Annotated in this window: 25 protein-coding genes; 7 read left to right on the top strand and 18 right to left on the bottom strand. The window is 69.3% G+C overall.

The window, feature by feature from the left end:
• Positions 1 to 80: 80 nt before the first annotated feature.
• Positions 81 to 926 (bottom strand): thioredoxin, encoded by an 846-nt coding sequence (gene trxA / locus K7G19_RS17490; protein WP_226108331.1) that lies wholly within the window; start codon positions 924 to 926, stop codon positions 81 to 83.
• 350 nt (positions 927 to 1,276) lie between these two features.
• Between trxA and K7G19_RS17485 the strand changes: the two genes are divergently transcribed.
• Positions 1,277 to 2,977 (top strand): long-chain fatty acid--CoA ligase, encoded by a 1,701-nt coding sequence (locus K7G19_RS17485; RefSeq protein ID WP_149317812.1) that lies wholly within the window; start codon positions 1,277 to 1,279, stop codon positions 2,975 to 2,977.
• Positions 2,978 to 3,021: 44 nt separating this feature from the next.
• Here the strand turns inward: K7G19_RS17485 and K7G19_RS17480 are convergent, their stop codons facing one another.
• Together K7G19_RS17480 and K7G19_RS17475 are read right to left on the bottom strand one after the other, a co-directional pair.
• Entirely contained in the window at positions 3,022 to 3,825 is an 804-nt protein-coding gene (locus K7G19_RS17480; RefSeq protein ID WP_187829154.1) for an ankyrin repeat domain-containing protein, read from the bottom strand.
• A 13-nt stretch (positions 3,826 to 3,838) separates the two neighbouring features.
• Positions 3,839 to 4,564 carry a gamma-glutamylcyclotransferase gene (locus K7G19_RS17475; protein WP_149317813.1) on the bottom strand — a complete coding sequence of 242 codons (726 nt, stop codon included), beginning with the start codon at positions 4,562 to 4,564 and terminating at the stop codon, positions 3,839 to 3,841.
• Between the two features lie 163 nt (positions 4,565 to 4,727).
• Here K7G19_RS17475 and K7G19_RS17470 point away from each other — a divergent pair, with 163 nt between their 5' ends.
• Entirely contained in the window at positions 4,728 to 5,048 is a 321-nt protein-coding gene (locus K7G19_RS17470) for a hypothetical protein (RefSeq protein ID WP_149317814.1), read from the top strand.
• A 40-nt stretch (positions 5,049 to 5,088) separates the two neighbouring features.
• On the opposite strand, the gene K7G19_RS17465 is transcribed toward K7G19_RS17470, so the two are convergent.
• The 6 genes from K7G19_RS17465 to K7G19_RS17440 form a co-directional block, all read right to left on the bottom strand.
• A complete protein-coding gene (locus K7G19_RS17465) occupies positions 5,089 to 5,436 on the bottom strand; it encodes an FKBP-type peptidyl-prolyl cis-trans isomerase (RefSeq protein ID WP_226108329.1) in 348 nt (115 codons plus the stop codon).
• A gap of 173 nt (positions 5,437 to 5,609) precedes the next feature.
• Positions 5,610 to 6,158 (bottom strand): YaeQ family protein, encoded by a 549-nt coding sequence (locus tag K7G19_RS17460; protein ID WP_053821239.1) that lies wholly within the window; start codon positions 6,156 to 6,158, stop codon positions 5,610 to 5,612.
• A 266-nt stretch (positions 6,159 to 6,424) separates the two neighbouring features.
• Entirely contained in the window at positions 6,425 to 6,745 is a 321-nt protein-coding gene (locus tag K7G19_RS17455) for a hypothetical protein (RefSeq protein ID WP_226108327.1), read from the bottom strand.
• A gap of 127 nt (positions 6,746 to 6,872) precedes the next feature.
• The gene (locus K7G19_RS17450) at positions 6,873 to 7,256 is read right to left on the bottom strand and encodes an MAPEG family protein (protein WP_149317816.1); all 384 of its coding nucleotides are present in this window, start codon (positions 7,254 to 7,256) and stop codon (positions 6,873 to 6,875) included.
• A 232-nt stretch (positions 7,257 to 7,488) separates the two neighbouring features.
• Positions 7,489 to 7,707 carry an RNA-binding S4 domain-containing protein gene (locus K7G19_RS17445; protein ID WP_226108325.1) on the bottom strand — a complete coding sequence of 73 codons (219 nt, stop codon included), beginning with the start codon at positions 7,705 to 7,707 and terminating at the stop codon, positions 7,489 to 7,491.
• A gap of 68 nt (positions 7,708 to 7,775) precedes the next feature.
• Complete coding sequence (locus tag K7G19_RS17440; RefSeq protein ID WP_150084220.1) at positions 7,776 to 9,533, bottom strand: glutamine--tRNA ligase/YqeY domain fusion protein; 1,758 nt, start codon at positions 9,531 to 9,533, stop codon at positions 7,776 to 7,778.
• Positions 9,534 to 9,890: 357 nt separating this feature from the next.
• Between K7G19_RS17440 and K7G19_RS17435 the strand changes: the two genes are divergently transcribed.
• The 4 genes from K7G19_RS17435 to K7G19_RS17420 all read left to right on the top strand — a co-directional run bounded on the left by K7G19_RS17435 (position 9,891) and on the right by K7G19_RS17420 (position 14,678).
• Complete coding sequence (locus tag K7G19_RS17435) at positions 9,891 to 11,315, top strand: CoA transferase (RefSeq protein ID WP_226108323.1); 1,425 nt, start codon at positions 9,891 to 9,893, stop codon at positions 11,313 to 11,315.
• Positions 11,316 to 11,560: 245 nt separating this feature from the next.
• Positions 11,561 to 12,616 carry an NAD-dependent epimerase/dehydratase family protein gene (locus K7G19_RS17430; protein WP_226108321.1) on the top strand — a complete coding sequence of 352 codons (1,056 nt, stop codon included), beginning with the start codon at positions 11,561 to 11,563 and terminating at the stop codon, positions 12,614 to 12,616.
• A complete protein-coding gene (locus tag K7G19_RS17425; RefSeq protein ID WP_226108320.1) occupies positions 12,613 to 14,019 on the top strand; it encodes an NAD(P)/FAD-dependent oxidoreductase in 1,407 nt (468 codons plus the stop codon). The genes K7G19_RS17430 and K7G19_RS17425 overlap by 4 nt, the downstream gene beginning before the upstream one ends.
• The gene (locus tag K7G19_RS17420) at positions 14,016 to 14,678 is read left to right on the top strand and encodes a TetR/AcrR family transcriptional regulator (protein ID WP_226108319.1); all 663 of its coding nucleotides are present in this window, start codon (positions 14,016 to 14,018) and stop codon (positions 14,676 to 14,678) included. Before K7G19_RS17425 ends, K7G19_RS17420 begins: the two co-directional genes overlap by 4 nt.
• A gap of 130 nt (positions 14,679 to 14,808) precedes the next feature.
• On the opposite strand, the gene K7G19_RS17415 is transcribed toward K7G19_RS17420, so the two are convergent.
• The 9 genes from K7G19_RS17415 to K7G19_RS17375 all read right to left on the bottom strand — a co-directional run bounded on the left by K7G19_RS17415 (position 14,809) and on the right by K7G19_RS17375 (position 23,611).
• Positions 14,809 to 15,411, bottom strand: a complete 603-nt coding sequence (locus K7G19_RS17415) for a 2-hydroxychromene-2-carboxylate isomerase (RefSeq protein ID WP_226108318.1) — start codon at positions 15,409 to 15,411, stop codon at positions 14,809 to 14,811.
• Between the two features lie 7 nt (positions 15,412 to 15,418).
• A complete protein-coding gene (locus K7G19_RS17410; RefSeq protein WP_226108317.1) occupies positions 15,419 to 16,387 on the bottom strand; it encodes a tripartite tricarboxylate transporter substrate binding protein in 969 nt (322 codons plus the stop codon).
• Positions 16,384 to 18,102: an AMP-binding protein gene (locus K7G19_RS17405; protein WP_226108316.1), complete on the bottom strand. Its 1,719-nt coding sequence runs from the start codon at positions 18,100 to 18,102 to the stop codon at positions 16,384 to 16,386. The genes K7G19_RS17410 and K7G19_RS17405 overlap by 4 nt, the downstream gene beginning before the upstream one ends.
• A 368-nt stretch (positions 18,103 to 18,470) precedes the next feature.
• On the bottom strand, positions 18,471 to 19,088 hold the full coding sequence (locus K7G19_RS17400; protein WP_149317827.1) for a pyridoxamine 5'-phosphate oxidase family protein: 618 nt from the start codon (positions 19,086 to 19,088) through the stop codon (positions 18,471 to 18,473).
• 125 nt (positions 19,089 to 19,213) lie between these two features.
• Positions 19,214 to 20,083: a PhzF family phenazine biosynthesis protein gene (locus K7G19_RS17395; RefSeq protein ID WP_150084213.1), complete on the bottom strand. Its 870-nt coding sequence runs from the start codon at positions 20,081 to 20,083 to the stop codon at positions 19,214 to 19,216.
• 103 nt (positions 20,084 to 20,186) lie between these two features.
• Complete coding sequence (locus K7G19_RS17390; RefSeq protein ID WP_226108314.1) at positions 20,187 to 20,549, bottom strand: type II toxin-antitoxin system PemK/MazF family toxin; 363 nt, start codon at positions 20,547 to 20,549, stop codon at positions 20,187 to 20,189.
• 2 nt (positions 20,550 to 20,551) lie between these two features.
• Entirely contained in the window at positions 20,552 to 20,806 is a 255-nt protein-coding gene (locus tag K7G19_RS17385; protein WP_150084211.1) for an AbrB/MazE/SpoVT family DNA-binding domain-containing protein, read from the bottom strand.
• A 162-nt stretch (positions 20,807 to 20,968) separates the two neighbouring features.
• Complete coding sequence (ggt, locus tag K7G19_RS17380; protein ID WP_226108313.1) at positions 20,969 to 22,594, bottom strand: gamma-glutamyltransferase; 1,626 nt, start codon at positions 22,592 to 22,594, stop codon at positions 20,969 to 20,971.
• A gap of 39 nt (positions 22,595 to 22,633) precedes the next feature.
• Positions 22,634 to 23,611 carry a tripartite tricarboxylate transporter substrate binding protein gene (locus tag K7G19_RS17375; RefSeq protein WP_149317832.1) on the bottom strand — a complete coding sequence of 326 codons (978 nt, stop codon included), beginning with the start codon at positions 23,609 to 23,611 and terminating at the stop codon, positions 22,634 to 22,636.
• A 178-nt stretch (positions 23,612 to 23,789) separates the two neighbouring features.
• Between K7G19_RS17375 and K7G19_RS17370 the strand changes: the two genes are divergently transcribed.
• Complete coding sequence (locus K7G19_RS17370; RefSeq protein WP_149317833.1) at positions 23,790 to 24,680, top strand: LysR substrate-binding domain-containing protein; 891 nt, start codon at positions 23,790 to 23,792, stop codon at positions 24,678 to 24,680.
• Positions 24,681 to 24,685: the final 5 nt, after the last annotated feature.

Here is a 24,685-nt window from a genome sequence, read left to right as displayed (position 1 = left end):
CCGGGGGGAGAGGGCCGGGAGAGAGGGCCGGGAGAGAGGGCCGGGAGAGAGCGCAACCGCGCCCTCTCGGCCCCGCCACCTCAATTCAACGCCGCACTCAACTGCCGGCGCCAGCGCGACACCGCCTCGGGCGTGTCGCCCATCATCTCGAACACCGACAGCATCGTCTTGCGGCCGACATCGTCCTCGAAGCCGCGGTCGGTGCGCACGATCGCCAGCAACTGCTCCAGCGCCGGTTCGTATTGGCGGTGGGCGATCAGCAGCCGGGCCAGATCGAGGCGCGCCCGCAGATCCGCGGGGTCGGCGGCGATGCGGCCGGTCAGCGTGCCCTCGTCGGGCAGGTCGCCCAGGCCCTTCATTGCCTCGAGCCGGGTCTGCAGCGCGGCGTAGGCATCCTGCTGCGGCGCGCGCGGGGTCAGCATGCCGAACTGGGCCTCGGCTTCCTCCAGCGCATTGCCGTCGAGCAGGAAGGCAATGTAGTCGAGGCGCGCTTCGTCGAAGCCGGGATCGAAGGCCAGCGCGGCCTGGAAGGCCTCGCGCGCGATCTGGCGATTGCCGGCGGCGGCCGCATGGCGCGCCTCGCGCAGCGCGATCTGGCCCGGGTTCGGCGTGACCCGCGCGATGAACTCGCGCAGGCCCGATTCGGGCAGCACGCCGATGAACTGGTCGACCGGCTTGCCGTCGACGAAGGCCACCACATGGGGAATGCTGCGCACGCCGAAGTGGGCGGCCAGCTCCTGGTTCTCGTCGACGTTGATCTTGGCCAGCTTCCACTTGCCGCCGGCCTCGCGCTCGAGTTTCTCCAGCAGCGGGCCCAGCGTGCGGCACGGTCCGCACCATGGCGCCCAGAAGTCCACCAGCACGGGGACGCTGCGCGACAGCGCAATCACGTCGTGGTCGAAGTTCTGCAGGGTGACGTCGCTCATTCCTTGCCTCGCTGTTCGTGAATTCGCCTGATATCGCGTGGATCCGCGGGAGTCCCGGGAAATCCTTGGGAGTCGCCGGGACTCGCGGGTCGCATGATTCGGCCCAAGGCGCGGAATCGCGCCGCACGGCCGTTTCCTTGTGTGGATGTGGGGACGGCGCCGCTCATCTCAACCCCGCTTGCGGGAATCTACCCCCTTGGAAATAGAACGGTCGTTCGGTTATATTGCTTGACGATTCGCCGCCGGGGCTGCTTGCCGGCCGCGGCAGCGCCGGTGCCCGTCGTTCGACAACGATGGCTCGGCAACGACGCACGAGAACCGGTTGCAAAGACCGCTCAGGAGACAAACGCATGCAGACCCAGAAGCCCGCCGCGCGCCCGCATTTCCAGTTCTGGCCCAAGCGGGCGCCCACCGCCATCGTGCTGCCCGAGACCTCGCTGTGGGTCAATCTGGAGGTGTCGGCGCGCCGCTATGCCGACAAGGCCGCGATCCGCTATTTCGGCAAGGCCATCACCTTCCGCGAACTGGAGGCGCAGGCCACCGCGCTGGCGGGCTGGCTGCAGCGCGAGGCCGGCGTGGCCAAGGGCGACCGGGTGTTGCTGTACATGCAGAATTGCCCGCAGTTCATCGTCAGCTACTACGCGATCCTGCGCGCCGACGCGGTCGTGGTGCCGGTCAATCCGATGAACCGGGCCGAGGAATTCAAGCACTACATCACCGACGCGCAGGCCCGCGTGGCGATCTGCTCGGCCGATCTGGCCGGCGGCGCCGCGGCCGCCAACGCCGAGCTGCCGCAGGACCAGCAGCTGCAGCATCTGCTGGTGACGCAATACGCCGATGCGCTGCCCGAGCGCCACGAGCACCCCGAGGACGCGCCGCCGGCCTGGCTGACCGCCGAGCATGCGTTGCCCGCCGGCGCCGTGGCCTGGCGCGACGCGCTGGCGGCCGGCCACCAGCCCGGCCCGCATACCGCCGGTCCCGACGACATGGCGGTGATGCCCTATACCTCGGGCACCACCGGCTTCCCCAAGGGCTGCATCCATACCCATCGGTCCGTGATGCACAACGTGGTCGGCGGCTCGACCTGGTCGGGCTCGGGCGCCGAGTCGGTGATCCTGTCGGTGCTGCCGCTGTTCCACGTGACCGGCATGCAGTACGGCATGAACGGCCCGATCTACAGCGGCGCGACCGTGGTGATGCTGCCGCGCTGGGACCGCGAGGTGGCGGGCCGGCTGATCTCGCGCTACCAGGTCACGCACTGGACCAATATCCCGACCATGGTGATCGACTTCCTGGCGAGCCCCAACCTGGCCGAGTTCGACCTGTCGAGCCTGCGCTATATCGGCGGCGGCGGGGCGGCGATGCCGCAGGCGATCGCCGAGCGGCTGCGCGAGCAGTTCGGCCTGAACTATCTCGAGGGCTACGGGCTGTCCGAGACGATGGCGCCGACCCACAGCAATCCGGCGGACCGGCCCAAGCTGCAGTGCCTGGGCGTGCCGACCTTCAACACCGACGCACGCGTGGTCGACCCGGTCACGCTGAAGGAGCTGCCGCCGGGCGAGGTCGGCGAGATCATCGTCTGCGGCCCGCAGGTGTTCAAGGGCTACTGGGGCAAGCCGGACGCGACGCGCGAGGCCTTCATCGAGTTCGAGGGCAAGACCTTCTTCCGCACCGGCGACCTGGGCCGGATGGACGAGGAGGGCTATTTCTTCATCACGGACCGGCTCAAGCGGATGATCAACGCGTCGGGCTTCAAGGTCTGGCCGGCCGAGGTCGAGAACCTGCTGTACAAGCATCCGGACGTGCAGGAGGCCTGCATCATCGGCACGCGCGACGCCTATCGCGGCGAGACGGTCAAGGCGGTGGTCGTGCTGAAGGCGCACGCCAGGGGCAAGACCACGGCGGACGACATCATCGCCTGGGCCAAGGACAATATGGCCGCCTACAAGTACCCGCGCGTGGTCGAGTTCGTCGACGCGCTGCCGAAGTCGGGGACCGGCAAGGTGATGTGGCGCCAGTTGCAGGAAGCGGAGAACGCGCGCCTGGGTTGAGGGCGCGCGGCGCCAGGGCGGGGCGGCGCGTCCTGCCCGGCCGCTCAGTGCCCGCGCACCCGCATCAGCATCTTCACCATCGTCTTGTAGCCGCGCTCGCGCGCATGCCGCGTGGGGGTGACGCCGTCGCGATCGGCCAGGTTGGCGTCGGCGCCCGCATCGAGCAGCAGCTGCACCACGTGCTCGTAGCGCGCGCTGCCGTCGCCGAGCACGATGGCTTCCAGCAGCGCGGTCCATCCCAGCGCATTGACATGATCGACCGGCACGCCGGCCTGCAGCAGCAGCTTGACCACCTCGGGGTTGCCATGCTGCGAGGCCGCCGTCAGCGCGGTGCCGCGATAGCGGTCGGTGCTGTGCGGATCGGCCCCGTGTGACAGCGTCAGCCGCACCAGCTCCACTTGCCCGCTGGCGGCGGCCAGCAGGAAGGCGCTGTTGGCCTGGTCGTCCTTGTGATTGACATCGGCCCCCGCGTGGATCAGCGCGCGGGCGGCCTCGCCATGCCGTTGATAGAGCGCGAGCAGCAGCGCGGTGCGCCCGCGCTCGTCGGCGGCATGCGGCGAGGCGCCGGCGCCCAGCAGCTTGCGCACCAGCGCCGCATCGCCGAGCGAGGCGGCGGTCAGCAGATTGCGGTTCAGCGCGCTCAGCGCGTTGTGCGGCCGGCCGGCGCTGCCCGGCTGCGTGGCGGGCCGCGGCGAGGACGACGGCGAGGCCGGAGCGGAGGAACCGGGACGGGCCGCCATCGACACGCCGGCCGGCCCCGACAGCAATGCGCCGCCGAGCAGCAGCCCCGACAACCCCAGCGCTTCGGCAACCATCAGGCGGCGGGCTCGAGCGGCGGGGGCGGGCATGGCGGTCTCCGGTTCAGGCGGCGTTGGCCGGTTCGCTGTCCGCGGCCGGCTCGCCGGCCGGTTCCGCGTCGGCGGCCTGGATCTGCCGCCACAGCCGGCCGAGATAGGGATCGTCGACGCCGTGGGTGGCCAGGCCCAGCAGGGTCTGGTGTAGATAGTCGCGCGCCGGGCCGTACAGGCCGGTGGCGCGCCGCAGGCAGGTGACCACGCGCTCGTCGGGCAGGCGGCCGGCATAGGCCTCGTGGGCGCGGTTCATCACGAAGGCGAGCGCCCGCTGCGGGGCCGCCTCGCCATCGAGCTTCACGCGCAGCCAGCGCGGATGGTAGGCGCCGGTCATCATTTCGCGGCGCCACAGCACGCGGAATTCCTGCTCGACCACATGGCTGGGGATGCGGAACACCATGCCGTGGCAGCTGCCGCCACGGTCCAGGCCCAGCACCAGCCCGGGGTTGTCCCAGGTGCCGCGATTGATGCGCGAATAGAGGTAAAACCCGCGGTGATAGCCGTGCACGGTCGCGAGCCGGCGCTCGGTGTGCACCACCATCGGGTTCCAGATCAGGGAGCCGTAGCCGAACAGCCAGACGTCACCGTGCATGTCCGGCTGGTCGGGCCGGTGATCGAGCGTGGAGCGCAACGAGCGCTCGAGCGCGTCTTCCGACAGCAGCGAGGAAGCCACCGGGGTACCGCCCAGCGTGGTCCGCAGCCGGTCCGCTTCGAGATCTTGTCGGGTGATGGCCATGGTGCAAGCATAATGCAAAGCCGGGCAGCGGGAGGCTTGCTACACCACATGGCGGTGGGATGTCGGCGTGGGGCAACGGTACGGCGCCACCCGCTGCCGGCGGGGTGGCGGCCGATGTTGCGCCGTCCTTACAATGGCTGCCAACTACCAGGAGGGATGGACTATGGCGCGAACGCTTACGGTGGCCTTCGGCACCGGCAAGGAATTCGAGTTCACCATCGGCGATACCGAACTTGCGGGCATCAGCGACGATGCCGGCTGGCGCTGGTTCGATCGGGAGTATGCGGAGCTTGACTGCCAGGCTTCCAGCCCGGTGGGCAAGGTGCTGGTCATCGACAAGATCCTCAGCGTGGCGCGCTTCTCGGGCGAGCAGCGCTTCACCGGCGATCCGGACTGGGCCCGGGAGTACGCGCGGCATGCCGCGCATATCCTGGGCCGCGATCGGGTCCGCGTCGACGTCGGCAACGCGTCGATCGGCTTCTGAGCCGGCCTGCCGGCTCAGTCTTTCTGGAGCGTCAACCGCCTCAGACGGCCAGCAGTTCCACTTCAAACAGCAGCGTGGCGTTCGGCGGAATCACGCCGCCGGCGCCGCGTGCGCCATAGCCCAGGTCGGCGGGAATCACCAGCCGGCGCGTGCCGCCCACCTTCATGCCCTGCACGCCTTCGTCCCAGCCGCGGATCACATGACCGGCGCCCAGCGGGAACACGAAGGGATCGTTGCGATCCTTGCTCGAATCGAATTTGCGGCCGGCCTGGCCGTTCTCGTACAGCCAGCCGGTGTAATGGACGGTGACGTGCATGCCCGCGGTCGCTTCGGCGCCCTGGCCGGTCACGGTGTCTTCGTATTGCAGGCCGGAAGGAGTGGTGATCATCGGTCTTTCCTTTGTGTGACTGCGCGGCGCGGCCTGGGGGGCCGCGATGCGCGTGGTGATTCGGCGCACGGGCCGCGCGGCCATGGCTGGCGCGCGCGGTGCTGCCGAGCCGGCAGTGTACCCGCAAGCGTTGAGGGGTTTGGCGTCTGGCGTCTGGCGTCAGACGTCAGGCGTCAGGCGTCGGCCCGTTGCCAGGTATCCAGGCGCAGCTGCACGCTGCGCTCGTCGTCGCTGAACCAGATCTCGCCGTCCTGGATCGTCACCGTCAGCCGCATCGCCCGGCGGGCCATGCCGGCCAGCGCGTCGACCGCCTCGCCCGGCACCGCATGCACGGTCAGGTTGCGCAGCTTGCCGGCCTTGCCGGCGATGCCCTTCCACCATTCGCGCGCGCTGGCGGGCTGGTAGGCGAACACGGTCACGCGCGCGGCGCGCGAGGCGGCGCGCTTGAGCCGCGTCTCGTCGGGCTGGCCCAGGTCGATCCAGTGTTCGATCTCGCCGGTCAGGCTGCGCTCCCACAGGTCCGGCTCGTCGGGTTCGTCGAGCCCGCGGGTCAGGCTCAGCGTCTCGCTGGCCTCGCAGGCGAACGCCAGCAGCCGCACCATCATGCGGGCGTCGTTCTCGGACGGGTGCTGCGCGACGGTCAGCGCGTGGGTGCCATAGTAATGCCGGTCCATATCGGAGATCGACAGCTCGGCTTTGCAGATGGTGGACTTCAGGGCCATGGGGGAAGAGGGAGGCGGCGCGCCGGCCGATGGCGCGGGCAGGATGCCCGGCATGGCCGGCAAAGCGCGCATGTTACCCGATCACCGCCTGCATGACGGTGCGGATGGCATGGTGAGGAAGCGGGAAGGGAAGGGTGCCGGAACCAGCAGCCGACACCGCAGCACAAACGGCAGAGAAGGCGGCAAAGGAAACCGCAGCGGGATCGACTGCGGAATCGACGGCGCCCGCGCGCGGGATGCTCCGCACGCGCGGCGCGGCGCGGCGGTCAGCGTGACTTGCGGTAATCGCTGAAGTAGAAGCGCAGCACCGCGGAGGCGATCACCAGCGCGAGGAAGGCGGCGGCGATCACCATCGCCTGCCCGGCGGGACTGTCGATCTGCCCGTTGACGCCGAGCTCGACCAGGCGGCCGACGACCAGCATCACCAGCACCGGGATCACCAGGGCGCGGCGGCCGTAGGTGCGCATCACCCAGGCGGGGAAGTTGCGCAGATGGCCGACAAAATCGCGCGGAATGCTGCAGATCAAGCACGCCCCTGCGGCAGCGAGCGAAGCCGCCACCACATCCCCCAGTCCAATCCCGATCATGATTCCCCGTCCCGTCGCACCCGGGCGAAAGAGCCGGGGCCAAATTTTGCAAAGCGCTGATTCTACAGAAGATTTCGGGATTTCAGGTGTCGCCGGGTCGACCTGTGACAGAAGTCAACGGTCTCCTTCAGGGCACCAGCACGGGGAGCAGGAAAATGCCCAGCACGCAGAGGAAGCCGAGCGTCCAGCACAGCGAACGCAGCGTGGCGCGGTCGGCCAGGTAGCAGACGGTGTAGAGCACGCGGATCACGATGAAGGCGACCGCCAGTTCGTCGATGCGCGCCTGCGGCGCCTGCAGGTGGCTGGCGCACAGCACCGCGGCGGCGAACAGCGGAAAGGCCTCGAAGTGGTTGCGGTGGGCGAGGTCCGCGCGGCGGGCGCGGCCGGTCTGCCGCTCCAGCCAGGCGCGCGGATCGTGGTTGTCGAAGCCGGGCGCGCCCCATTTGGCGATGCCCACCGTGACGATGGGCAGGATGCCGGCGATCAGCACGCACCAGAAAGCGATCGGCATGGCGTTGTCCTTTGGTTCTGTCGTCGGCGCATCGCCGGCGGTCACGTAGCGAGATAGCGCCCGATGGGGCGCTTATGTGGTGCCCGGATCCTGCTCCAGCAGCGCTCGAGTTGCCTCCGAGTGCTCCTCGAGCGGTCCTCGAGCGGCGCTCAAGCGGTCCTCGAGCGGCGCTCAAGCGGCCCTCGAGCGGCCCTCGGGTGGTCTCGAGCAGCGCTCGGCTCCCAAGCAGCCCTCAGGCCGCCACCACCCGGATCGTCACGCCAGGCAACGTCACCACCTGGCCCGCGCGGATCTTGGCGGTCTTGCGCGATTCGGGCACACCGTCGACCGCAACCTCGCCGGCAGCGACCAGCGCCTTGCCGGCGCCGCCGCTGTCGGCCACGCCGGCCAGCTTGAGCAGATCGTTCAGCGCGATGTGCTCGCGGTCCAGCGGGAAGGTCAGGGTCTGCATGATGAAGTTTGGGGTTGGAGATGGCGCCGGGCGCCGATTCCTCGGCGCGCCGGCGTGGGCCGCGGCAATTACTTGCCCCAGCTGTCCTTCAGTCCGACGATGCGGTTGAAGACCGGACGGCCCGGCTGGCTGTCGACGCGGTCGGCGACGAAATAGCCGTGCCGCTCGAACTGGAAGCGGTCCTCGGCCCTGGCCTCGCGCAGGCCCGGCTCCAGATACGCTGTGACCACGCGCTTGGAGTCCGCGTTCAATGCATCGAGGAAGTTCTTGCCGCCGGCATCCGGATGCGGGTCGTTGAACAGCCGGTCGTACAGCCGCACCTCCGCCTGCAGCGCGTGCTGCGCGCTGACCCAGTGGATGTTGCCCTTGACCTTGACGCTGTCCGCGCCCGGCGTGCCGCTCTTGGTGTCCGGCAGGTAGTTCGCGTGCACGGCGACGACATTGCCGTCGGCGTCCTTGTCGACGCCGGTGCATTCGATCACGTAGCCGTAGCGCAGCCGCACCTTGTTGCCCGGGAACAGCCGGAAATAGCCCTTCGGCGGGTTCTCGTTGAAGTCCTCGCGCTCGATCCACAGCTCGCGCGACAGCGGGAACACGCGCTTGCCCAGCTCGGGCTGCTTCGGATGGACCGGCGCCGAGCACTCCTCGCTCTGGCCTTCCGGGTAGTTGTCCAGGATCAGCTTGAGCGGATCGAGCACCGCCACGCCGCGCGCCGCGCGCGCATCGAGGTCGTCGCGCACCGCGCCTTCCAGCGTGCTCATGTCGATCCAGCTGTCCGACTTGGCCACGCCCACGCGATCGCAGAACAGCTGGATCGATTCGGGCGTATAGCCGCGCCGGCGGATGCCGACGATGGTCGGCATGCGTGGATCGTCCCAGCCGTCGACGCGGCCCTCGTTGACAAGCTGCAGCAGCTTGCGCTTGCTGGTGATCGCATAGGTCAGGTTCAGCCGGGCGAATTCGTACTGATGCGGCAGCGGCTCGCGCAGCAGGCCGCAATCGCGCAGCTGGGCCAGCACCCAGTCGTACAGCGGGCGGTTGTTCTCGAACTCCAGCGTGCACAGCGAGTGCGTGATGTTCTCGATCGCATCCGAGATGCAATGCGTGAAGTCGTACATCGGATAGATGCACCACTTGTCGCCGGTGCGATGGTGGTGCGCATGGCGGATCCGGTAGAGCACCGGGTCGCGCATCACGATGTTCGGCGCGGCCATGTCGATCTTCGCGCGCAGCACGTGCTCGCCGTCGGCGTACTTGCCGGCGCGCATGTCGCGGAACAGCTGCAGGTTTTCCTCGACGCTGCGGTCGCGGTAGGGCGAAGGCGTGCCCGGCTCGGCGAAGTTGCCGCGGCTGGCGGCGATCTGCTCGGCGCTCTGGCTGTCGACATAGGCGACGCCGCGCTCGATCAGCTTCTCGGCGAAGGCGTACAGCTGATCGAAGTAGTCGCTGGCGTAGTACAGGTGGGCCTGCGGGCCGCCCTGCGCATCGTTGCTGTCCCAGCTGAAGCCGAGCCAGTGCACCGCGTCGATGATCGAATCGACGTACTCGGTGTCTTCCTTGACCGGATTGGTGTCATCGAAGCGCAGGTGGCAGCGGCCGCCGTAGTCGCGCGCCAGGCCGAAATTCAGGCAGATGCTCTTGGCGTGGCCGATGTGCAGATAGCCGTTGGGCTCCGGCGGGAAGCGCGTGATCACGGCGGGCAGCGGCCGGCCCTGCGCGTCGGTGCGGCCGGCGTAGGTGCCGGCGGCCAGATCCTGGTCGATGATGCTGCGCAGGAAGTTCGAGGCGGCGGGCGTGCTGTCTTGGGCTTTCGGGTCGTGGCTCATGGTTTGGCCAGGTTGGGCCGCGGGTCGCGCGGCCGGCTACAGGGCGGATTCGAATTCGTGGTAAGGAACGGCGCAGATTTGCGCCGGGCCAGCGCGCCGGCGCCCCGGAGGGCCCGGCAGGTTGGCGGGAACCGGTGATTTTACCGTGCCGGCGCATCCGCCGCGCGCGCAATCTTGGGCGGCGCGCTAGCATGGAGTTCCTGTGCATCCCGAAGCGGCCCGGCCGCGCGCGCCCGCGCTGCAGCCACCGATTCGATTTGCCGATTCGATTTGCCGATTCGATTTGCCGATTCGATGTGCCGACCCCACCGTCGCCATCGCATTGCCATCCCACCCCCATCGTTCACGAGGAGCGCCATGCCATCGCCCGATCCCGCCGCCACCCTTGCCGCGCTGTGGCGCGTCACCGGCCTGCCCGAGGCCGCCCTTGCGCAGGCGCGGCTGAGCGGCGCCGAACCGGTGCTGCCGTCGTCGTTCGCGGTCGGCACCGCCGCGCAGGCCAGCCTGGCCGCTTCCGCGCTGGCCGCCGCCGCGCTGTGGCAGCATCGCACCGGCCGCTGGCAGCAGGTCGCCGTGGACATGCGCCACGCCATCGCGGAATTTCGCAGCGAACGCTATCTGCGCGTCGACGGCGGCCCCGCGCCGGAGCTGTGGGACAAGATCGCGGGCGCCTATCGCTGCGGCGACGGCCGCTGGGTCCGGCTGCACACCAACTTCCTGCATCACCGCGACGGCGTGCTGCGCCTGCTCGGCTGCGCCAACCAGAAGGACGAGGTGCAGGCTGCGCTGGGCAAATGGGACGCCGAGGCCTTCGAGACCGCCGCTTCCGATGCGGGCCTGGTGGTCGCGGCGATGCGCAGCTTCGACGAGTGGGATCGCCATCCGCAGGCGGCCGCGTTGCGCGAGCTGCCGCCGATCGTGATCGAGCGGATCGGCGACGCGCCGCCGATGCCCTTGCCGGACCTGCCGGCGCAGGATGCACGCCCGCTGTCGGGCGTGCGCGTGCTCGAATTCACGCGGATCATCGCCGGCCCGGTTGCCGGCCGTACGCTGGCCGCGCATGGCGCCGACGTGCTGCTGGTCACCGCGCCGCATCTGCCGTCGATCGCGCCGCTGGTGATCGACACCGGCCGCGGCAAGCGCTCCTGCCAGCTCGATCTGCGAGATGCCGACGACAAGCACACGCTGCACAAGCTGCTGCACGGCGCCGATGTCTTTCTGCAGGGCTACCGGCCCGGCGGGCTCGCCGCGCTGGGCTTCGGCCCGGAGGCGGCGGCGCGCGCCCGGCCGGGCATCGTCTATGTCTCGCTGTCGGCCTATGGCCATGTCGGGCCGTGGGCGGGCAAGCGCGGCTTCGATTCGCTGGTGCAGACCGCGACCGGCTTCAACGATGCCGAGGCCCGCGCCGCCGGCAGCGCCGCGCCGCGCCCGTTGCCCGCCCAGGTGCTCGACCACGCCGCCGGCTATCTGCTGGCGGTGGGAGCGATGGCGGCGCTGCATCGGCGCGCCACCGAGGGCGGCAGCTGGCACGTGCGCGTGTCGCTGGCGCAGACCGCGCAATGGGTGCGCGGTCTGGGGCGGATCGAGGAGGGGCTGCAGGCGCCGGATCAGCGCATCGACGACATCAGCGACCTGCTGGAAGCAGTGCCGTCCGGTTTCGGCATGCTGACCACGGTGCGCCACGCCGCGCAGTTGTCGGAGACGCCCGCGCGCTGGGAGCAGCCGTCCGTGCCGCTGGGCAGCGACGCGGCGGAGTGGCTGCCGCGCGGCGGGGCCAGATAGGTGGGGTCGAAATCCTGCAGACTTTTTGCGTGCGGTGGCGGTTCCGTCCGGTCCAGGCCGGTCCGCTCCCGGTCGCGGCCGCAGCCCCGCGGCCACAGTCCTTCCCTGCCGACGCTGCGCCATGCCGCGTCGGTATTTTTTTGACGCACTAAAACCTACCGAGTAGTATGTTCTCGCAACGAAGGCCGACCTTCGACAAGAACGACCAGAAGAAAGACAACAAACGACGACAAGGAGACAAAGGCATGCGGGTTCTGATCACGGGCGCGGCCGGCTTTATCGGCACCGCGCTGCAACGCGCGTTGATCGAGCGCGGAAGCCTGGCCGACGCCGGCGGCACGCCGTGCCGGATCGAGGAACTGGTGCTCGCCGACCGGGCCGATGTGCCGCTGGCCGGCGACGCGCCGTGCCGGCGCAGGGTGCTGCGCGGCGACCTGGCCGAGCCCGGCTTTGCGGCCCAATTGGCGGCCCTGGCGCCGGACAGCGTGTTCCATCTGGCGGCCAGCCTGACGCTGGAGGCCGAAGCCGACGAGCCGCGCGCCTATCGCCTGCATGTCGAGGCCCTGCGCGAGCTGATCGCCGGCTTCGGCAAGCCGCCCCGGCTGGTGCTGGCCAGCTCGATCGCGGTCTTCGGGGGCGACCTGCCCGCGACGGTCGGCGATGGCCTGCGCGCCGAGCCCGACACGACCTATGGCACGCACAAGGCCATCGCCGAACTGCTGCTGGCCGACTACAGCCGCCGCGGCCGCGTCGACGCACGCGCGCTGCGCCTGCCGATCGTGCTGATCCGCGACGGCGCGCCATCGCCGGCGGTGTCCGACCGCATCGCCGCGATCGTGCGCGAGCCGCTGGCCGGCCGCGATGTCGTCTGCGGCCTGCATCCGGACACGCGGATGCCGGTGGCGTCGGCGCAGGCCGTGGCCCGCGCCCTGATCGCCATGCACGATCTTCCGGCGGAACGACTGCCGCACGACCGGGCGCTCAACCTGCCGTCGCTGTCGATCACCGTCGCGGAGATGGTCGCCGCGCTGCGTCGCGTGGCCGGCGATGAAGCCGCGGCGCGGGTCCGCTACGAGCCCGACCCCGCGCTCCAGCGGGTGGTCGACGGGTGGCCGCGGGCCTTCACGTCGGACAGGGCCAGCGCGCTGGGCCTGCATGCCGATGCCGATTTCGACGCGATTCTCGGCGCCTACCTCGGGGCCTACCTCGGGGCCTACCTCGGGGCCTACCTCGGGGCCGACCTCGGGGCCAACCTCGGCGCCAACCTCGGCGCGTCCCTGCGCGGCAAGGGGACGGCATGAGGAACCCCGCGATCGGATTCCGCCGCAGCGGCCCGCTCTCCACCAGTGAACAGGAGCGGCAGGCCGACACCCCGATGCGCTTCGACGACCGGCTGTCGCCCGAGGTTGCCGCGCTGCCGGTCTGCATCGTCGGCGCGGGCTCGTCCGGGGTGACCGCCGCCAAGGCGCTGAAGGAGAAGGGCATCGCGTTCGATTGCTTCGAACTGGGCTCGAAGATCGGCGGCATGTGGCGCTACGAAAACGACAACGGCATGTCGTCGGCCTATCGCAGCCTGCATATCGATACCAGCCGCACCAACCTCGGCTATTCCGATTTCCCGATCCCCGACCACTATCCGGATTTCCTGTCGCACTACGAGGTCATCGAATATCTGGAAGCCTATGCCGAGCGCTTCGGCATCCCGCCGCATATCCGCTTCAACACGCGGGTCGAGCGCGTGGAGCCGGCCGGCGACGGCAGCTGGCGCGTCACGCTCGGGGATGGCAGCAGCCGGCGCTATCGCGCGGTGATCGTCGCCAACGGCCATCTGTGGGACCCGCGCTGGCCCAGCTTCGACGGCGCGTTTTCCGGCGAGCAGATCCATTCGCATCACTACCGCACCGCCGAGCCGTTCCGCGACAGGAACGTGCTGATCGTCGGCATCGGCAATTCCGCGGTCGACATCGCCGTCGACGTCTGCAAGTCGGCGAAGCAGACGTGGATCTCCACGCGGCGCAGCGCGTGGATCATGCCGAAATACATCATGGGCCATCCGACCGATCGCTGGTCGGCCTTCTTCGCGCGGCGCCTGCATCTGCCGACGCGCGTCACCCGCATGCTGGTGCGCTGGCTCGCGTATCTGGCTACCGGCGACCAGGCGCGCGTCGGCATTCCGCGGCCGCGCCACGAGATCTGGCGCGAGCATGCGACGCTGAGCCAGGAGCTGATCCCGTACTGCGGTCATGGCTGGATCCGCATCAAGCCGAACATCCGCAGGCTCGATGGCCACCATGTCGAGTTCGAGGACGGCACGCGCGAGGCCGTCGATGCGATCATCCACGCCACCGGCTATCGGGCCAGCTTTCCGTTTCTCGATCGGCAGGTGTTCGAGGTCGCGGACGGCAAGGCGGAACTCTATCGCCGCATGATGCCGCCGGGGCGGCACGGGCTGTTCCTGCTCGGGCTGGTGCAGCCGATCGGCCCGACCATTCCGCTGGTCGAGATCCAGGGCAAATGGCTGGCCGCGGTGCTCGCCAACGAGGTGCGGCTGCCGGGCCCGCACGGCATGATGGCGGAGATCGATGCCAATCGGCGCTACGTGTCGCGCCGCTTCGTCGGCTCGGCGCGCTATACGCTGGAGGTGGACTTCCGCCGCTACGCCAGAGAACTGTTTCGCGATATCGCCCGGGGAGGGGCGGCATGACCCCAAGCAAGCAGGAAATCCTGATCCAGGCCGCCGAATGTTTCATGGAACAAGGGTTCCATGCCACCAGCATCGACGACGTCGCGCGGCGGCTCGGCGCGACCAAGGGACGCATCTACCATCATTACGCGTCGAAGATCGACCTGTTCTTCGAGGTGCATCGCGAAGGCATGCGGCTGTTGTTCGAAGCGGTGGAGCCTGCCCGCAAGGTCGAGGGCGATGGCGTCACCGTGCTGGCGGCGATGCTGCGCGCGCATGCGGTTGCCGTGCTTGAACACCATACCTTCGAGAGCGTGGTGGCGCAGGGCGTGCAGATGCATCGCTTCGGCGCGACCACGCCGTCGCAACGGCAGACGCTGGACGAACTGATCGCGAGCCGCGACCGCTTCGAGCGTCTGTTCAAGGACCAGGCCGCGGCGGCGAGGCGCGATGGCTCGCTGGCCGCCGATGCCGATCTGTCGATCGCGGTGAAGACCTTGCTGGGCGGCATCCAGTGGTCGCTGATCTGGTATCGCCCCGAGGCCGATGCCGACGAGCACGCGCGCGAACGCCTGGCCGATGCGATGGTGCGTACGCTGGTCGAGGGCATCCGGGCGCGGCCCGAGCGGGCCCCGGCCGCGGCCGCCGCCAAGGGCAAGGCGCGCAGCGCGGCGGGCTGAGGCCTCGCTTGAGGTCTCGTTTGAGGGCTCGTTTGAGGTCTCGCCTGAGGCCCCGCTTGGGGTCTCGCTCGAGATTTCGTTGAGGACGCTTGAAGCCTCGTTTGAGCCCCCGCACTTCCAGCATCGGTTCTCAGACCGACTCGCTCAGCAGCCGCTCCACCAGCCACAGCCGATCGACGCCCCACACCGGCTCGCCGTCGACGATAAAGAAGGGCGCGCCGAAGACGCCTTGCGCAACGGCATGGTCCACCGCCGCTTCGAGCCGTCGCTTGCCCTCGGGCGAGGCGATCTCGGCCGCCAGCCAGCCGGTATCGGCGCCGACCGCGGCGGCTTCCTCCAGCACCGCGTCGAGATCCGTGATGTCCTCCCCGCGCGCCCACAGCCTGGCGAAGACCCGCTGCGCGAAACGCTTCGCCTGCGCCGGATCGCGTTCGTCCAGTGCCAGAAAGGCCCGTGAGGCCTTGACCGAGCTGACGCCGCGCATATCGCGCTGGACGAAGGGCACGCCCAATATCCGCGCCATGCGGGGCTTGTCGAGCCGCAGATAGTCCGACTTCAGCGGCGTCTCCATCAGCGGCTTCAGACCCATGATCTTGACCACCGTGACGCCAAGCAGGAAAGGGCGCCACAGCACGGTGCGGCCATGACGGGCCGCGAGCGCATCGATCTGCGTCGAGCCGAAGTAACCGTAGGGCGAGATGAAGTCGAAATAGAAATCGATGGGACTGGCCATCGCCGCCTCATTCCATCCTGATGTTCAGTTGCTCGATGGTCCGCCGCCAGTACGCGGATTCGCGCTGCACGCGCGCGCGGATCTGCTCGGGCGACAGGTCCGAGGCGACCATGCCCTGCGCCTGCAGCAGCGGCGCGAAGTCCGGCGCGTGGGTGACGCCGCGGATGGCGGCCGCGAGCCGTTCCACCGTCGCGCGCGGCGTGGCGGCCGGCACATAGGTCGCGATCCAGTAGCCGGGGGCGGCGATATCGGGGTAACCCGCTTCGGCCAGCGTGGGCACGTCCGGGAACAGCGTGTTGCGGCGCTCGCCCGCCACGGCCAGCACGCGGATCTTGCCGGCCTTCTGCTGCAAGATCGCCAGGCTCGCGGGCGGGAACGAGAAGCTGTAGCGGCCGGACAGCAGTTCCACCATCGCCGCGCCGGCACCCTTCATCGGCACATGCTGGGCCGATGCCTTGGCCTCGCGCTTGTACAGTTCGCCGACGACATGGCTGGGAAAGCCGGCGCCGGACGATACATAGTTGGCCTTGTCCGGCCGCTGGCGCAGCAGCGCCGCCAGTTCCTGCGCCGTCTTCGCGGGCGAATCCGCCGGCACCGCCAGCACCACGTCGCCGCCATCGCCGACGATCGCCACCGGCATCAGGTCGCGCGACGCATCGTAGGGCGTGTCCGGCATCAGCGCCGGAATGGTGGTCAGCGGCCCGTCGACCGAGAACAGCACCGTATGGCCATCGGCCTTGCTGCGCACCACCGAGTTGACCCCGATGGTGCCGTTGGCGCCGCCGCGGTTCTCGGTGACGACGCTGTGGCCGAGCGTGGTCTTCAGTTTCTCGGCCAGCGTGCGCGCCAGCGCGTCGCTCGGTCCGCCGGGCGCGGCCGGCACCACCAGCGTGACGGTGCGCGTTGGAAACTCCTCGGCCAGCGCCGAGCCGCCGCAGGCCAGCATCATGGACAGGAGCGTGACGATGGCTTTCATGCTGGGCCTCCTTTGGCTCGGGCTGGCAAATCGCGGTCGCGGTCGTCGGTCACGGTCTTGGTGCCGCAGCCGGAGCCGGTACCGGTGCTGCTGGTGCCGGTGCTGGTGTCGGTGCCGGAGCCGGTGCCGGTGCTGCTGGTGCCGGTGCTGGTGTCGGTGTCGGTGTCGGTGTCGGTGTCGGTCCGAGCGGCAAGGCGGCGCAGTTGGCCCTTGGCGACCTTGTTGATGCCGACCAGCGGCAGGCTGGCCAGAAACCGGATCTCGCGCGGCACCTTGAAGCCGGCGAGCTGCGCGCGGCAGGCCGCGTCGATCTCGCGGGACAACGCTTCGGCGGCAGCGTTCGGATCGGCCGGCACCACGAAGGCCACCGCGACCTCGCCCATCGCGCCATCCGCGCGGCCCACGACCGAGACGTCGGCCACGCCCGGCACCGCGCGGACCACGCGTTCGAGTTCCGCCGCCGACACGCCTTCGCCGCCGCACTTGATCACATCGCGCGCCCGCTCCAGAAACTGGATCGAGCCGTCGGCGTGAACCTTCATGCGATCGCCGGTGCGGAACCAGCCGTCCGCGGTGAAGGCGGCGGCGTTGGCATCCTCGTCGTTGAAGTAGCCGGCAAACAATGTCCGCCCGCGCTCGCCGAGGATCTCGAGCTCGCCGACCTCGCCCGGCGCCAGCGACATGCTGTGGCTGTCTGCCATCCGGGCCGCATAGCCCGGTGCGACCAGGCCAATGGCGCCCGGGGCGACCGGCCGGTTCGCGCGTCCCAGGATGCCGGGCGCGACCAGTTCGGTCATGCCCCACCAGCCGAGGATCGGCACGCGGAAATGCCGCTCGTGGTCCGGCAGCCAGACCGAGTTGCACCACAGCCGGAAATGGTGGGCCGGCGGGACCGGCTGGCGGAACAGCGCCGCACTGGTGAACTGGACGTGCGGGGCAAAGGTGCAGCGCCGCGCCAGCGCCACCGGCCAGAAGCGGCTCGCCGAGAAGCGCGGCTGCAGCACGATGGCCGCGCCTGCCTGCAGGGCCGGCAGCACGCTCCAGGCCAGGCCCACGACGTGATAGAGCGGCAGCGGGATCAGGACGATATCGGAGGACAGCAGGCCGATGCCGGCGGCACACAATTGCGCCGCCCATAGCGCGTTCGCGCGCGACCAGACCACGGCCTTCGGGCGCGACGAGGTGCCGGAGGTGAACATCATGCTGCCGGGCGCAAGCGAGTCCAATCGCGCGTGTTCGATCGGGGCATCGTGCAACGACTCGAAGCCGATTGCATGGGCCGCATCGTCGGCATGGTCGGCATCGTCCGCATCGATGACGATCTGCCAGCGCAGGTGGTGAGCGCCGGAATGGAGGGAAGGAGGCGTACCGGGCAAGCCGCGCTGCGTCACGATGCCGACCGCGCCGGTGTGGTCGGCGAAGAAGGCCAGCTCGTCGCTTGCCGACTTGGGATTGAGCACCACGCACACCGCGCCCCGCCAGGCGCAGGCGAACCAGGTCAGCAGGAATTCGGGCCAGTTGTTGGCATGCAGCAGCACGCGATCGCCGGGCCGCACGCCGCGCCGGGCCAGTCCGCCGGCGACGCGGCGGACGTCATCGAGGAATGCGCCGCGCGTCCATTCGCGCGCGGGGCCTTCGAATGGCTCCCAGGCCAGCAGCAGCCGATCCGGTTGTTCGCGCGCCCGGGTCTCGAGCAGGTCGACGATATCGTTCATGGGCCTCCCGCCGCGTGCCGCTCGAACGGTGGAGCGCACGGGCAAGGCCCAGTGTAAGGAGCGCCACTCCCCATGTCGTATGCCGTTTTATCGCACCGGCTTAACACGGGGTTATGGGGCAGGTGTGGTCTTGCGCCCCTCGCTCGCGCGGTCCCGCGCCCCCGAGACGCGCGCCGCCACGCCGCCGAGAACGCGCAACCCCGAGACCCCGAGACCCGGAGACCCCGAGACCCCGAGACCCCGAGACCCCGAGACCCCGAGACCCCGAGACCCCGAGACCCCGAGACCCCGAGACCCCGAGACCCGAGACCCCGGGGCTTCGAGGCTTCGAGGCCCCACGGCCCCACGGCCCCCAAGCCCCACGGCCCTCAGTACAGCGTCTGGCGGATCCGCTGCGGCAGTTCGGCGTCGTACGCGCGGCCGTCGATCGCATCGCGGCTCAGTGTCGCCAGGATGGTGCCGGTGCTCGGCAGCGCGCTGCGCGGAATCTGCGCCTCCGGCGACCACAGGCGCGAACGCACCAGCGCGCGGGCGCACTGGAAGAACACCGAGCGGATCGCGATCAGCAGCACGGTGGAGGGCGCCTTGCCGTCGACCGTGCATTGGGCGATCAGCTCGGGATCGGTCGAAATCGTCGCCGTGCCCGCCACGCGCAGCGTCTCGTCGACGCCCGGCACGAGGAACAGCAGGCCGACACGCGGGTCGGCCAGGATGTTGCGCAGGCTGTCGATGCGGTTATTGCCGCGGCGGTCCGGCAGCAGCAGCGTGCGGTCGTCCAGCACCTTGACGAAGCCCGGCGCGTCGCCGCGCGGCGAGCATTCGGCCATGCCGTCGGCCACCGTCGACAGCAGGCAGAACGGCGAGGCCTCGACGAAGGCGCGGTAGTGCGGGTGCAGGTAATCGACTTCCTTGGCCAGCGAGGCCGGCGCGGGTTTGCCGTAGTGCGTTTCCAGGTCTGCCAGCGTGGTGATGGTGTGGTCGGTCATGGCGGATTGGCGGTCGGAGCGAGGTGGAAGAGCAGGGCGGAACGGGGTGGACCGTGCGCGTTGGGCGCAGTGCGGCGGAACGGGTGGATCGTGCGCGTTGGACGCCGTGCGCGGCAACGGAAAGTCTACAGCGTGACGGTGCCGCGGCCGATCTCGATCACGCGGCCGCCGACGCGGATTGCGCCCTCGCCATCGTCGGCATCGACCTCCAGCCGCAGCCGGCAGGGCCGCTCGACCAGGTCGCCCTGCGCGATCTCGTAGCGGGCCGGCAAGGCATGGCCGGTGGCCAGCAGCCAGCCGCCCAGGTTGGCGCAGGCCGAGCCGGTGCCCGGGTCCTCGGCCACGCCGCCGCCCTGTTTGGTGAAGAAGTAGCGCGCGACCACGCGCCCCGGCTGCTGCGGGTCGAAGGCGAACAGATAGGCGGTCTTGCGGCCGAGGCTGCTGGCTGGCCAGGCGTCCAGGCGGCTGCCGTCGGGCGCCGCGCGGCGCACGGCGTCCGGGCTGTTCAGCGGCACCAGCAGCTGGTCGGCGCCGGTATCGACCCAGATCGGCGAGCCGGCCAGATCATCGGCTCGCAGCCCGAGCAGCGCGGCCACTTCCGCATCCGGCAGTTGCGCCGGCGCGGTCCTTGGCTGGCCGCGATGCGGCGCCGTGAAGGTCCAGACATCGCCGTGCGCGCGCACCGGTACCAGGCCGGCCTTGAACTCCAGCGTCAGCGCATCGCCGGTGCCGCGCAGCGCCCGTACCGCATGCGCGGTGCCCAGCGTCGGATGGCCGGCGAAGCGCATCTCGTAGCCGGGCGTGAAAATCCGCACCATCGCGTCGGCCCGCTCCGAGGGCAGGATGAAGGTCGTCTCGGACAGATTGAACTGCAGCGCCAGCGCCTGCATGGTCGCGTCGTCCAGCCCGCGCCCGTCCTCGAACACGCACAGGGGATTGCCGCCGAAGGTCGATTCGGCAAAGACATTGAGCAGGCGGAAGGCGTAGCTGGACATGGCGGTGGCATCGGGTAGGGACAGGGTGCCAGTGTAGGACGATGGCGCGCCCGAGCCATATACAGTTCGCTAGCCCGGCATCAGGCCAGTTCCCATCCCCGCATCAGCCGCACAGACAGACGATCTGATTCAATTGCTCGCACGCCGCCGCGAAGGCATCCGGCGGTGCCTGCTTCCAGGGATGGGGCTTGGCGTGCCGGCCGCGCCAGTCGAAGGATTTTGGCTGATGCGCGAGGATGTAGGCCGACAGCTTGCCGACACCTTCGAGCTTGATGGCAAACGGGTTGGTCTCGTTGTAGGCGGCCGTCGTCATCGGCAAGCCGATGACCAGGCCGGTTTTTTCATTGAACGCTCGTGGCGACAAGACGAGCAACGGGTGTCGGTCTTTCATTTCCCGCCCGATCTGCGGGCTGCATTCGATCCACACAATATCGCGGCGATCGGGTACCCACGCGCTCTTCGGCATCGCTACATCGCCTCCGCACCGACCGGTGGCGCCACCATGACTTCTCCGCCGTGGACGGCCGGGTCAAACAAGGCCAGCTTCTCGTCAAGCGTCATGGCCCGCTTTCCCACAGGCTTGACGGTCACTCCCACCTCTTCCACCTGCACCTCGACCTCCTGTCCTTCTACAAAGCGCGCCGACCTCGCTACCGCGGAGGGGATCCTGACGGCAAGGCTATTTCCCCATTTCTGGATGGTCAGTCTGGCTGCTTTGGCCATTTGAGCCTCCTGTGGCGCAAGTATCGGGTCGTGGTGGGAATGTTTCAACATCGTTTATACATGGAGAGATTTGAATACACAAGGCATTGTCGGGAAGCAAAAAAAACGCCGGCATGGAGCCGGCGCAATGAGTGTCCAGGGGACAGCGAGAGCGGGGGACCGTCAGAAGCCCACCGCCTGCCCGTCCCGGCGGCTGTCGCTGGCGGCGACATAGCCGTGCTCGGGGTCTTCCGACAGGCGCCAGATGAACTGGCCCGAGCCGAAGTCCATGTACGGGTCGGCCACCGACTTGAGCTGGTGGCCGCGGTCCTTCAAGCCGGCGACGGTGGCGGCGTTCATGGTGGCCTCGACGTCCAGCGTGAAGTCGCGGTTGACCTTCCAGCGCGGCGCGCAGCAGGCCGCCTGCGGCTGCTGCTTGTAGTCGAGCATGCGCACCACCGTCTGCAGATGGCCCTGCGGCTGCATGTCGCCACCCATCACGCCGAAGCTCATCACCGGCTGGCCGTTGCGCGTCATGAAGGCCGGGATGATGGTGTGGAACGGGCGCTTGCCGCCGGCCACCACATTGGGCGACTTCGGATCCATCGAGAAGCCGACGCCGCGGTTCTGCAGGCTGATGCCGGTGCCGGGCACGACCACGCCGGAGCCGAAGCCCATGTAGTTCGACTGGATGAACGAGATCATCATGCCGTTCTCGTCGGCCGCGGTCAGGTAGATGGTGCCCCCGACCTTGGGCATGCCGAAGTCGAAATGCGTGGCGCGCTTCATGTCGATCAGCCTGGCGCGCGACTTCAGGTAGGCGTCGTCGAGCATCTGCTCCGGCGTGACTTCCATGCTGCGCGGGTCGGACACGTAGCGGTACAGGTCGGCGAACGCCAGTTTCATCGCCTCGATCTGCAGATGCTGCGAGTCGATCGAATCGACTGGCAGGTTGCCGACGTCGAAGTTGTCCAGGATGCCGAGCGCCATCAGCGCGGCGATGCCCTGGCCGTTGGGCGGAATCTCGTGGATCTCGTAGCCGCGATAGGACTTGCGGATCGGCTCGACCCAGTCCGGACGGTAGTCGCGCAGGTCGGCCAGCGTCATCGCGCCGCCGCACTCCTTGCTGAAGGCGGCGATGCGCTCGGCGATCCGGCCTTCGTAGTAGTCCCGGCCGCCGCTGGCGCCGATGCGGCGCAGCGTTTCGGCGGCGGCCTTCATCACGAACTTCTCGCCGGTATGCGGCGCGCGGCCGTTCGGCATGAAGGTGTCGGCGTAGCCCGGCTGGTCCTTCAGGTCCGGCACCGCGGCGGCCCACTTGTGCGCGACGATCGGCGGCACGGCATAGCCGCGCTCGGCGATCTCGATGGCCGGCTCCATCAGGTCGGCGAACGGCAGCTTGCCGAAGCGCTCGTGCAGCGCGGCCCAGCCGGCCACCACGCCCGGCACGGTGACGCTGTCCCAGCCGCGGATCGGCCGCTTGGCGATGCCATTGCCTTCCTCGCCGTACTTGTTGCGGAAGTACTCGGGATTCCATGCGGCCGGCGCCACCCCCGACGAGTTCAGGCCGTGCAGCTGCTTGCCGTCCCACAGGATCGCGAAGGCATCGCTGCCCAGGCCGCAGGAGACGGGCTCGACGATGGTGATCGCGGCGGCGGCGGCGATCGCCGCGTCGATCGCATTGCCGCCCTTGAGCAGCATGCGCAGGCCGGCCTGCGCGGCCAGCGGGTGCGAGGTCGATACCACGTTGCGCGCGAACAGCGGAATGCGCACGGAGGGGTAGGGATTGGTCCAGTCGAAGGTCTGCATGGCGTGTCTCTTGTCTCTTGGCGTTATTCGGTCTTGGCGTTATTCCGCGGTGATGTTGCGGTCCTTGATCAGTTTGCCCCAGCGGGCGCTTTCCTTGCTGACGACCGACGCGAACTGCGCGGGCGTGCCGCCGACCGGCTCGGCGCCGAGCTTGGCCAGCCGTTCCTTGACCTCCGGCGCCTGGATCGCCTTGTTGAACTCCGCGTTCAGGCGGGTAACGAGGTCGGCCGGCAGGTTCTTCGGGCCATAGATGCCGAACCAGGTTTCGCTGACGAAGCCGGGCAGGCCCGATTCGCCGACAGTCGGCACGTCGGGCACCAGCGACGAGCGCTTCGGGCTGGTCACCGCCAGCGCCTTGAGCTTGCCGTCGCGCACGTGCGGCAGGCCGGTGACGATGCTGTCGAACAGGATATGCACCTTGCCCGAGATCAGGTCGGCGATCGACAGCGCGGTGCCCTTGTACGGAATGTGCGTCAGCTGGACACCAGCCTGCGCGCTGAAGGCTTCGGCCATCAGGTGAACCACGGTGCCGTTGCCGCTGGACGCGTAGTTCAGTTCGCCGGGATGCGCCTTCGCATAGGCGATCAGTTCCTTGACGCTGTTCACCGGCAGATGGTTCGACACCACCAGCAGATTGGTGGCGCTGGCGACCTGGCCGATCGGCGTGAAATCGGTCTGCACGTTGTACGGCAGGCGCGGATGGATATGCGGTCCGATCGAATGCGTGCTGCTGGTGGCCATCAGCAGCGTGTAGCCGTCCGCCGGGGCCTTGGCGGCCATGTCGGAGCCGATCGCGCCGCCGGCGCCAGGCCGGTTGTCGACCACCACCTGCTGGCCGAGGTTGGCGCCGACCTTCTGCGCAATGGCGCGCGCCAGCAGGTCGGTCGCGCCGCTGGCGGGGAAGGGCACGATCAGGCGGATCGGCTTGGCGGGATAGCTCTCGGCCAGGGCGGGCGCGGCGGCAAAGGCCAGCGTCGCCGCCAGGCTGGTGCCCAGCAGGCGCAGCCAGGATGTCATCTTCAATCTCCGTGAACGTTGTCGGTTCGATGCCGGCGGGCCGGCCGATGGCGCATTATTCCGTGCAGCTTTACATAATGAAAGCTAATATTTCTTGCTTGCTTCTCAAGTTTTGCTTAAGGCGCGCTGCTTCAGGCCCGGTCTGCCGCCTCCGCGCTGACGGCTTCCCTCTTACTTTATGAGCACCATCCGGTTCCTTCGTACTTTCGTCGCCGTCGCCGAGCACGGCTCCTTCGCCGCCGCCGCCGGCCATGTGGCGCTGACCCAGGCGGCGGTCAGCCTGCAGATGCGCGCGCTGGAGGGCGAACTGCGGCGCGACCTGTTCGACCGGACCGGCCGCGTGGTGGTGCTCAACGCGGGCGGGCGGGAACTGCTGCCGCGCGCACGACAGCTGCTGGCACTGTACGACGAGATGCGCGCCGCGCCGGAGACGCCCGAGGCGATGGCCGGCGCGGTCGCCGTCGGCGCCGTGGTGTCGGTGATGGGCGGCCTGTCGCATGTGGTGGCCAGCATGAAGACCGAGCATCCGGCGCTGGACGTGCGGCTGGTCGGCGCCAAGTCGATCGAGCTGGCCACGCTGGTCGAGGCAGGCGAGCTCGATGCGGCGATCGTGGTGGAGGGGCCGGGCCGGCTGGCGGGGGCGCTGCGCTGGACGCCGCTGTATCGCGAGCCGCTGGTGGCGATCGCCGCCGCCGGCAGCGCCGCCACGGACGCGCGCCAGGCGCTGGCTGGCCAGGCCTTCCTGCGCTTCGACCGGACCCAGCTGACCGGCATGCTGGTCGAGCGGGCCCTGCGGCGCGCGCACCTGCGTGTCAATGAATTCCTCGAACTCAATTCGATCGAGGCGCTGGTCGAACTGGTGCGGCAGCAGGTCGGCGTGACGGTCGTGCCGCTGCTGCAGCGGGCGCGCTGGCGCGACGACGAGGCGCTGCGGGTGCTGCCACTGGAGGCGGGCGGCGAGCCGGTATGGCGCACCATCGGCATGCTGGAGCGGCGCGATCATTCGCGCCGGCACATCACCGAGGCGATCCGGGCCGCCTGCGCGGCGCTGTTCTGCGAGCCGCGCTAGGGGGC

The organism is Cupriavidus sp. DB3, assembly GCF_020418465.1.
Taxonomy (GTDB): Bacteria; Pseudomonadota; Gammaproteobacteria; order Burkholderiales; family Burkholderiaceae; genus Cupriavidus; species Cupriavidus cauae.
Note: the sequence above shows the minus strand (reverse complement) of the source record. Positions and strands in the feature narration are given on the sequence as shown.

Coding starts and splice junctions, on each gene's coding strand:
- K7G19_RS17390 (WP_226108314.1), bottom strand. CDS start 20,549: ATGCCGAAGAGCGCGTGGGTACCCGATCGCCGCGATATTGTGTGGATC.
- K7G19_RS17385 (WP_150084211.1), bottom strand. CDS start 20,806: ATGGCCAAAGCAGCCAGACTGACCATCCAGAAATGGGGAAATAGCCTT.
- K7G19_RS17480 (WP_187829154.1), bottom strand. CDS start 3,825: ATGCCCGCCCCCGCCGCTCGAGCCCGCCGCCTGATGGTTGCCGAAGCG.
- K7G19_RS17405 (WP_226108316.1), bottom strand. CDS start 18,102: ATGAACGATATCGTCGACCTGCTCGAGACCCGGGCGCGCGAACAACCG.
- K7G19_RS17375 (WP_149317832.1), bottom strand. CDS start 23,611: ATGACATCCTGGCTGCGCCTGCTGGGCACCAGCCTGGCGGCGACGCTG.
- K7G19_RS17485 (WP_149317812.1), top strand. CDS start 1,277: ATGCAGACCCAGAAGCCCGCCGCGCGCCCGCATTTCCAGTTCTGGCCC.
- K7G19_RS17440 (WP_150084220.1), bottom strand. CDS start 9,533: ATGAGCCACGACCCGAAAGCCCAAGACAGCACGCCCGCCGCCTCGAAC.
- ggt (WP_226108313.1), bottom strand. CDS start 22,594: ATGCAGACCTTCGACTGGACCAATCCCTACCCCTCCGTGCGCATTCCG.
- K7G19_RS17430 (WP_226108321.1), top strand. CDS start 11,561: ATGCGGGTTCTGATCACGGGCGCGGCCGGCTTTATCGGCACCGCGCTG.
- K7G19_RS17435 (WP_226108323.1), top strand. CDS start 9,891: ATGCCATCGCCCGATCCCGCCGCCACCCTTGCCGCGCTGTGGCGCGTC.
- K7G19_RS17425 (WP_226108320.1), top strand. CDS start 12,613: ATGAGGAACCCCGCGATCGGATTCCGCCGCAGCGGCCCGCTCTCCACC.
- K7G19_RS17400 (WP_149317827.1), bottom strand. CDS start 19,088: ATGACCGACCACACCATCACCACGCTGGCAGACCTGGAAACGCACTAC.
- K7G19_RS17420 (WP_226108319.1), top strand. CDS start 14,016: ATGACCCCAAGCAAGCAGGAAATCCTGATCCAGGCCGCCGAATGTTTC.
- trxA (WP_226108331.1), bottom strand. CDS start 926: ATGAGCGACGTCACCCTGCAGAACTTCGACCACGACGTGATTGCGCTG.
- K7G19_RS17470 (WP_149317814.1), top strand. CDS start 4,728: ATGGCGCGAACGCTTACGGTGGCCTTCGGCACCGGCAAGGAATTCGAG.
- K7G19_RS17465 (WP_226108329.1), bottom strand. CDS start 5,436: ATGATCACCACTCCTTCCGGCCTGCAATACGAAGACACCGTGACCGGC.
- K7G19_RS17450 (WP_149317816.1), bottom strand. CDS start 7,256: ATGCCGATCGCTTTCTGGTGCGTGCTGATCGCCGGCATCCTGCCCATC.
- K7G19_RS17410 (WP_226108317.1), bottom strand. CDS start 16,387: ATGAAAGCCATCGTCACGCTCCTGTCCATGATGCTGGCCTGCGGCGGC.
- K7G19_RS17445 (WP_226108325.1), bottom strand. CDS start 7,707: ATGCAGACCCTGACCTTCCCGCTGGACCGCGAGCACATCGCGCTGAAC.
- K7G19_RS17475 (WP_149317813.1), bottom strand. CDS start 4,564: ATGGCCATCACCCGACAAGATCTCGAAGCGGACCGGCTGCGGACCACG.
- K7G19_RS17460 (WP_053821239.1), bottom strand. CDS start 6,158: ATGGCCCTGAAGTCCACCATCTGCAAAGCCGAGCTGTCGATCTCCGAT.
- K7G19_RS17395 (WP_150084213.1), bottom strand. CDS start 20,083: ATGTCCAGCTACGCCTTCCGCCTGCTCAATGTCTTTGCCGAATCGACC.
- K7G19_RS17455 (WP_226108327.1), bottom strand. CDS start 6,745: ATGATCGGGATTGGACTGGGGGATGTGGTGGCGGCTTCGCTCGCTGCC.
- K7G19_RS17370 (WP_149317833.1), top strand. CDS start 23,790: ATGAGCACCATCCGGTTCCTTCGTACTTTCGTCGCCGTCGCCGAGCAC.
- K7G19_RS17415 (WP_226108318.1), bottom strand. CDS start 15,411: ATGGCCAGTCCCATCGATTTCTATTTCGACTTCATCTCGCCCTACGGT.